This is a genomic window from Kaistella sp. CFF1-2, from assembly GCF_059509915.1.
The window spans coordinates 1-6,625 of the sequence record NZ_JCAKLF010000011.1 but is presented as its reverse complement, the minus strand read 5'-3'; the positions used below and the strand labels follow the sequence as shown (position 1 = coordinate 6,625).

7 protein-coding genes and 1 pseudogene are annotated in these 6,625 nt (G+C 32.1%); all 8 read left to right on the top strand.

Annotation, left to right across the window (positions count from 1 at the left end):
* The first annotated feature begins 820 nt into the window (after positions 1-820).
* A complete protein-coding gene (locus tag AC5XHR_RS13505) occupies positions 821-1,207 on the top strand; it encodes a hypothetical protein (protein ID WP_495951312.1) in 387 nt (128 codons plus the stop codon).
* A gap of 43 nt (positions 1,208-1,250) precedes the next feature.
* Positions 1,251-1,688 carry a hypothetical protein gene (locus AC5XHR_RS13500; protein ID WP_495951311.1) on the top strand — a complete coding sequence of 146 codons (438 nt, stop codon included), beginning with the start codon at positions 1,251-1,253 and terminating at the stop codon, positions 1,686-1,688.
* 104 nt (positions 1,689-1,792) lie between these two features.
* Positions 1,793-2,272, top strand: coding sequence for a hypothetical protein (locus AC5XHR_RS13495; RefSeq protein WP_495951310.1), 480 nt, complete (start codon positions 1,793-1,795; stop codon positions 2,270-2,272).
* A gap of 24 nt (positions 2,273-2,296) precedes the next feature.
* A complete protein-coding gene (locus AC5XHR_RS13490; protein ID WP_495951309.1) occupies positions 2,297-2,884 on the top strand; it encodes a class I SAM-dependent methyltransferase in 588 nt (195 codons plus the stop codon).
* A gap of 617 nt (positions 2,885-3,501) precedes the next feature.
* Entirely contained in the window at positions 3,502-4,734 is a 1,233-nt protein-coding gene (locus AC5XHR_RS13485; protein WP_495951308.1) for a SecDF P1 head subdomain-containing protein, read from the top strand.
* A gap of 14 nt (positions 4,735-4,748) precedes the next feature.
* On the top strand, positions 4,749-5,453 hold the full coding sequence (locus AC5XHR_RS13480) for a DUF4328 domain-containing protein (protein WP_495951307.1): 705 nt from the start codon (positions 4,749-4,751) through the stop codon (positions 5,451-5,453).
* 19 nt (positions 5,454-5,472) lie between these two features.
* The gene (locus tag AC5XHR_RS13475; RefSeq protein ID WP_495951306.1) at positions 5,473-6,315 is read left to right on the top strand and encodes a GLPGLI family protein; all 843 of its coding nucleotides are present in this window, start codon (positions 5,473-5,475) and stop codon (positions 6,313-6,315) included.
* 71 nt (positions 6,316-6,386) lie between these two features.
* Positions 6,387-6,625 (top strand): annotated as a pseudogene (locus tag AC5XHR_RS13470) (hypothetical protein); the annotation flags it as partial.

Sequence of the window (6,625 nt, the reverse complement as noted above, 5' to 3'; positions counted from 1 at the left end):
AAACAATGTAATGAAGGGACATTTTTTTGGTAGTGAAAAAATTGCAAACGGTGATATTTTGTTTTTTCAAAATGAAATGCAAAATTTAAAACTAAATAACACCAAAATTAGTTTCGAAATTGGCGAAAGAAAACTATAAAAACATCGCAATTTGGTATTCAGAAAAGCGCAGAAAAAAGAGAGCATTTCATTACAACTCCAACATCAAAAGAAAAATTAAAATTCTCAGGAAAAATAAAGGGTGCAGAAATTATCCTAAACTGCAATTCTACAAGTTGTACTGATAAAACATTGAACTTCCAGAAGTTTACTGCAAAATAAATGTTTAAAAAATATTTTTCACTTTAATTTTTTTGTAACTTGGCGTAATCAGATATGAGTCAATAGGTTAGTTAATTAAGTAATTATCAACTAAGCTAAAGAAACCTTATTGAAGGGAATAATAGAATTAGTGATTTTAAACCAAATAAAAACATAAAAAGATGAATAAACATTATTTAATGTCCAAAATGAAATCAACAGGAATGGCTTATTTATTTTAATTTTTCATTGGTTGCCATTACGCTTATTTAGGAGAATGGGGTCTTCAAATTCTTTATTGGATAACCTTAGGCGGTTTTGGAATTTGGGCGATTATTGACTTATTTACCATTCCATCAAAAGTAGAAGCGCATAATTTGGCGATTGCAAATCAAATTAATGAGATAGAAAAAAGGGAAAACGAAATGATTTTTGTAAGAAACATAGCAATGCAAAATCCTTTATTTAGTCCTTCCAATGCGCGCTAAAATAGATATGTTTAGATTATAAATTGCTTTTTATGAAAAAAATAACACCTTTTGCTTTTGTATTAGTTGCGTTACTATTTGGCTCATGTTCTACGGATGATGAAAAAGTCCAAAGGCAGGAAGAAGAACGAATTGATAAATTATTTAGTGAATTAAAAAAAATATCACTTAGTGTAAGCTGTACCGATTCGTCAACGTGGACATTTACGGAAATTGGAAGTAAAGCTTGTGGTGGTCCCTCTGGTTATATCGCCTACTCTACAACGATAGACACCGCCAATTTTCTAAAAAAAGTAAAAGAATATTCAAAAGTTGTCGAAGATTATAATAAAAAATGGGGCATTGTAAGCGACTGTACAATTGTACAACCTCCAACAAAAGTCGTTTGTAAAGATGGATTACCAACTTTTGTAAACTAATTTTATCATATTTTAGTTATATTTAAATTATAAAAACATAATTATGGAACAAACACTTAACAGAAAGATATCGAATAGATGGAATATATTTTTTAATACGAAAAAATATCCCATTATGCTAAAACTCTTTTCTTTAGCATACGCATTATTTTTCACATTTCTAATAGGTGCGTTAATGGTAATGAAGATAAGTCCTAATCTAAAATTATCTGGTTATGGAATCGTGACCACCGAACCATTTTCAATCGTTGGATTATTTTTAATTTCAATACTGATTTTAAATTATATCGCAAGTTGGTCTATTGCATTTGAAACAAAAAACGCCACTCAACTTGGATTAATATGCGTGAAAACTGGAATCGTTTGTTGTATATTTTCAATGTTTTTATCACCATTTTTAATGGAAAATTTCTCGGGCAAATTTCCTAAAGAACTCATTTTTCTTCTACCTATTTATTTCATGCTTACTAAAAATAAATAATCAATTTTTCTTGAGCGGAAACTTAATTTAAGACCAAGAAAATGATTTGTTTTTAATTAATCCCAAGCAGCACAGAAGACCAAATAGAAAAGGAAAATGTAAAAATGGATTCCCGAATTGAAAAACTAAAAACCATGCAAACAACGTCATTAATTGATGTTGCCAAAAACAATAAAAAATACAATTATCCAGAAACCCTAAAAGACGCTGCTCTTCTCATTCTAGAAGAACGAGGTGTAAAAGAAGAGTCGCTAAAAATTTCTGGTAAACTAACCAATATCAAGTACGAAGAAGCAATCCAAGAGTACAAAAAGTACAATGTAAATTCCATTTTAGGACTCATTCTATTTTGTGTTTCAATGTTTATTTACAGCACCAATGATTGGGCAGGCTTAGTTGTTTATCTTGTCGCCCTCCTATTTATCGGACTTTCCTTTGCCAATTCAAAAAAAATTGCAAAACTCTTGGACGATGATAAAATCGATTATTCCGTTTTGATTCTTTTCTTAAGTTTGTTTCTTTATTTCATCGTATTTTTCGTTACAAGACACCAAATCAAGGAACGAATTCAGATGCGATCATAAAATCGAAAATAAACCGAAACGAAGGTGAGCCAAAATTCAGAACAATTTTATAATCGTTTTTCCTTTTTTTATCCAATGGTTGATTGGTTTTTGCAACCACAAAAAGAAAGGCTTTTCAATGAAATAAATTTGCAACCCAAAGGAAACTTTCTGGAAATCGGAATTGGAAATGGAAGCCATCTTGCGAAATATCAAAATCATCACATTACGGGAATCGACACCTCAAAAGGAATGTTGAATTTAGCCGAAAAAAGAAAAAAAACAGGAACCAAATTACTTTTGATGAGTGGTGAGAGTTTAGATTTTGAAAATGCTCAATTTGATTATGTTGTTCTTTCCCATGTTTTGGCCGTGGTTGATGATCCAGATAAAGTATTGGAGGAATGTTCCCGAGTTTTGAAACCAAACGGAAAACTCTTTATACTAAATCATTTCACACCAAATAATGCCCTAAAATATATTGATTATATGTTCAATTATTTTTCAAAATTCTTGTATTTTAAATCCAGTTTTCATCTTTCTCAATTCAGTAAATTGAATGAATTTGAACTCGAAAAAGAAATCAATTTTGTATTTTCCTATTTTAAATTAATCGTCTATAGAAAATTATGAAAAAAGACTATTTGCTCGCATTTTTTAGCTTAGGAATCTGCCTATTCATCTATCTTTTTTATCGTACGGAACAAACAATAATTAATCAAATTTTTATTGCAATCAACTCGGTTGAAACTTTTATTGAAGCTCAACATACTGTGCAGAAGCGTCTTCCACTACCCGATGTAATCGTGTATTCTTTACCAGAAGCATTGTGGATATTCTGTATTACACTCACCTCAAAATCATTGTATCTAAAATTTGGAAAACTCCAATTCAACATGGTATATCTACCACTTATATTGATTTTTACTTTCGAATTTTCTCAACTCTTTCATTTCACGAATGGCCGATTTGACGTATGGGACATAGCACTTTCATTAGTCTTTTGGATTTTGGCCAAATCTGTTGTAAAGAGTAAAACAAATGATCAAAATATGCTGAAACCATTTAATTATAGAACTTTAATCTGTGTTTTCAGTTACCTCATCGTCTTCTTTTCCCATGTCATTTATTGAAATTTTCTGAATTCATTTTCCTTTAAATAATCTAAAAATTTAGCTTTAATTTAATGAGCAGAATTCATACATTTAAAACTGAAACCAATCAGCTTTATCATTAAGTTAAAACACAAAATGCATAGTACTAAAAACAACATTTTATATCTGCTATTTCTCTTTTTTGCAGCGCAAATCCATGCTCAATTTGCCGGAAAATACAATCTGAGAGACGGAGGCGTTGATGTTCCCAGCTCGTCGCTTTTCCTATTAGATAACAACCAATTTTATCTATTTTATTTTGGAGGGTACAAAACCGGAAAATGGAAAGAAATTGAGAAAAATACCATCGAAATAATCGAAGAAAAAATAAAAAGTAATCCTATTGAACTTTACGCAAAAGGTCCAGATCTTACGGAAGGTTTCATACTTGATGTTGATGGTTTAGCGCAAGCCAAGGCTCGTATTCAGTTTTCAAAAGACACAAAGGAGGCAGGGGAACTTCAACCCGTTTTTAATGATTCACCCAATTGTTTTGGAAACGAGTACATCATTAAAAAACTGGACACAAAACTTAATTGGATAACGATAACGCTACCAGAAAATCCAGACGTAATACGTTACTCTTCCAACTATCCGTACAAAGCAATTAGCTATACCTATGCTATAAATAAAAAGTATTCCGATTATTTTGTTCTCTACAAACCAGAAGTTCTGTTACCGCCATTACAAATGACCATGATAAAAAATGGTGAAGACTATCAATTGAGCATAACAAAAGAATTTTTAAAACGCGAAAAAATAACAACTGCAGAATTCCAAGCGATAGCAAAAGGGTTAAGAGCTGTTAAAAATGAAGAAGAGCGTACTAATCGCGGGGTGATTATCCCTCCAACTTCTATTTCGAATACAACAATATTGGAAAAATCAAAGTTAAAACCACTTTTCACCGCAAAATGTTCAGATAACCCGAGTGAAGGAGAACCTCAGAAAGACAAAAAAACATACACCAAAATTGATCGAAAAGACGGCTTCTACCTAGTCACCAATTATAAAAGCAGTGGTTATAATGAAGATAAGTTTGAATTAACTCAAAATCCAAGTCTCACCAAAGAAGATATCGCCAAAGTTTCAAAAGAAATTTCTGATTATGGAGGTTATGAAATTCGACTAGAATTAAGCGAAATCGGAACTAAAAAATTAGCAGATTTAAGCAAAGCAAATATTGGAAATCCACTGGCGATTGTCATTAATAAAGAGATTATTTGGGCACCTGTTATCTCAACTGAAATCCCGAATGGAAAACTAAATATTACAGGAAATTTTACCGAAACCGAGATAAACACCATCATCTCAAAACTTACAAAATAAACAACTAAAAAAACATGAAAGACCTAAGACCAAATGAACAGAGAGCCAAAAATGCATTAACCTTACTCTGGATTATGCTAGGACTGGAAATTATCTCGTTAATTTCTAGCGGATTGCAGTACAATTTACTTTCGCAAATCTCAGATTTTGGATCACTAACGCCAGAGGAAGCTGATGCAAATGATACACGTGAAGGAATTATCGGAATCATGTACCTTATTGCGTATATCGTTTCCGTCGTTACTTTTATCATGTGGTTTCGTCGTGCTTATTACAATTTGCATTTGCGCGCCAAAAACCTTTCATATTCGGATGATTGGGCTGCTGGAAGTTGGTTTGTACCATTTATGAATCTTGTCCGTCCCTACAAAATCATGAAGGAACTTTACGAGAGAACGGTTGATCTTTACAGAAAAAATGGAATTAAATTAAACTTTGAGCTAAATTCAAATATCGTCGGTTGGTGGTGGGCTTTTTGGATTTTCAATAATATCCTCGGAAATATTACATTCCGAATTACAAATCGTGCTGACACAGTTGATGAACTTTTAACAGCGACTACGTTTAGTATTTTCAATTATCTATTGGGAATTCCGCTTGCTTTGCTTGCTATTCGAGTAATTAAAGATTACGCAAAAGCAGAACCTTTCTTAGCAAAATTGCAAAAGCCTGGTGAAGTACAAGAAAAAACGAGCATTGAACAAAGTGTTGCTTATTAAACATGCTTTAGTTTGACTAATGAAAAATCCACTTTTCTTACTGAGTTTTCTCTTCACGTTTTTAGTAACAAACGCGCAATCACATCGCTTCTTGTACGAATATACTTTTGTTCCCGACTCAACCAATCAAAGTCAAGTTTCCAAAGAGTTAATGCAACTTGATGTCTTTAAAGATCATTCTGAATTTCTTAGCGACCTTTTGGCTAAAAGAGATTCTTCGATGTTTAATGTAAAGCAAAAAACATCCAACAGCATAGGAAGCGACCTTCCGATGGGAAACCTATTTATGAAAATCTACAAAGGAAAAGAAACATATTCATTTGAAAATATTGGTATTGAAAGATACAAAATCACCTATCCAACGATTTTAAAATGGAATTTAACCAATGAAACACAAAAAATCGGAAACTACACCTGTCAAAAAGCAACATTGGAATTCGGAAGAAGGCATTGGATTGCTTGGTTTACCTCTGAAATTCCATATCAAGATGGACCATACGTTTTTGCGAAACTCCCTGGCTTAATAGTTTCTGTTGAAGATTCTAGAAAGCAACATTCCTTTGTTTTGGTTGGAAATTTTCGGGTTGAAAAATCGGCGCCAAATATCTCGTTCACAAACAGAGTTCCTCAAATACCAGCAACACATGAACAATTCAATAAAAAATGGAATTCTTTTCGTAAAAATCCAGTTGGCTTTCGGGAGCAATTTGTCATTAACAATCCTCAAATAAGCAATATGCGGTACTTTGATGCAAATGGAAAGCAACAAGATCCTGCCCAACTTTATGCTGAAGATTTACTGAAAATAAAGAAAGAACTCCAAACCCAAAACAATTACATCGATCTTATCCTCTATCAGTAAGAAAAATAATTTTTGAATACATTTTTTAGCTAATTTAGAACAACAAGAATTTCAAACCAAAACCGTATTTAATGAAAAAAATAATATTTCTTTTCGCATTTGTTTTCATCATCATTTCACTCAATGCACAAAGCACAAGAGCGATTTACGAATACAAATACGTTCGTGATAGTATTGCTAACAAAGCCTTTGCAACTACCGTTTTCTTAGACCTGAATACAAATAATGTCAAGTTCTATTATCAAGAATTGTACAAAATGGACTCAACTAAAAAAGCGACAGGAAAATCCAATGTTAGTATGTCAATGGC

Coding starts and splice junctions, on each gene's coding strand:
- AC5XHR_RS13505 (WP_495951312.1), top strand. CDS start 821: ATGAAAAAAATAACACCTTTTGCTTTTGTATTAGTTGCGTTACTATTT.
- AC5XHR_RS13485 (WP_495951308.1), top strand. CDS start 3,502: ATGCATAGTACTAAAAACAACATTTTATATCTGCTATTTCTCTTTTTT.
- AC5XHR_RS13475 (WP_495951306.1), top strand. CDS start 5,473: ATGAAAAATCCACTTTTCTTACTGAGTTTTCTCTTCACGTTTTTAGTA.
- AC5XHR_RS13500 (WP_495951311.1), top strand. CDS start 1,251: ATGGAACAAACACTTAACAGAAAGATATCGAATAGATGGAATATATTT.
- AC5XHR_RS13480 (WP_495951307.1), top strand. CDS start 4,749: ATGAAAGACCTAAGACCAAATGAACAGAGAGCCAAAAATGCATTAACC.
- AC5XHR_RS13495 (WP_495951310.1), top strand. CDS start 1,793: ATGGATTCCCGAATTGAAAAACTAAAAACCATGCAAACAACGTCATTA.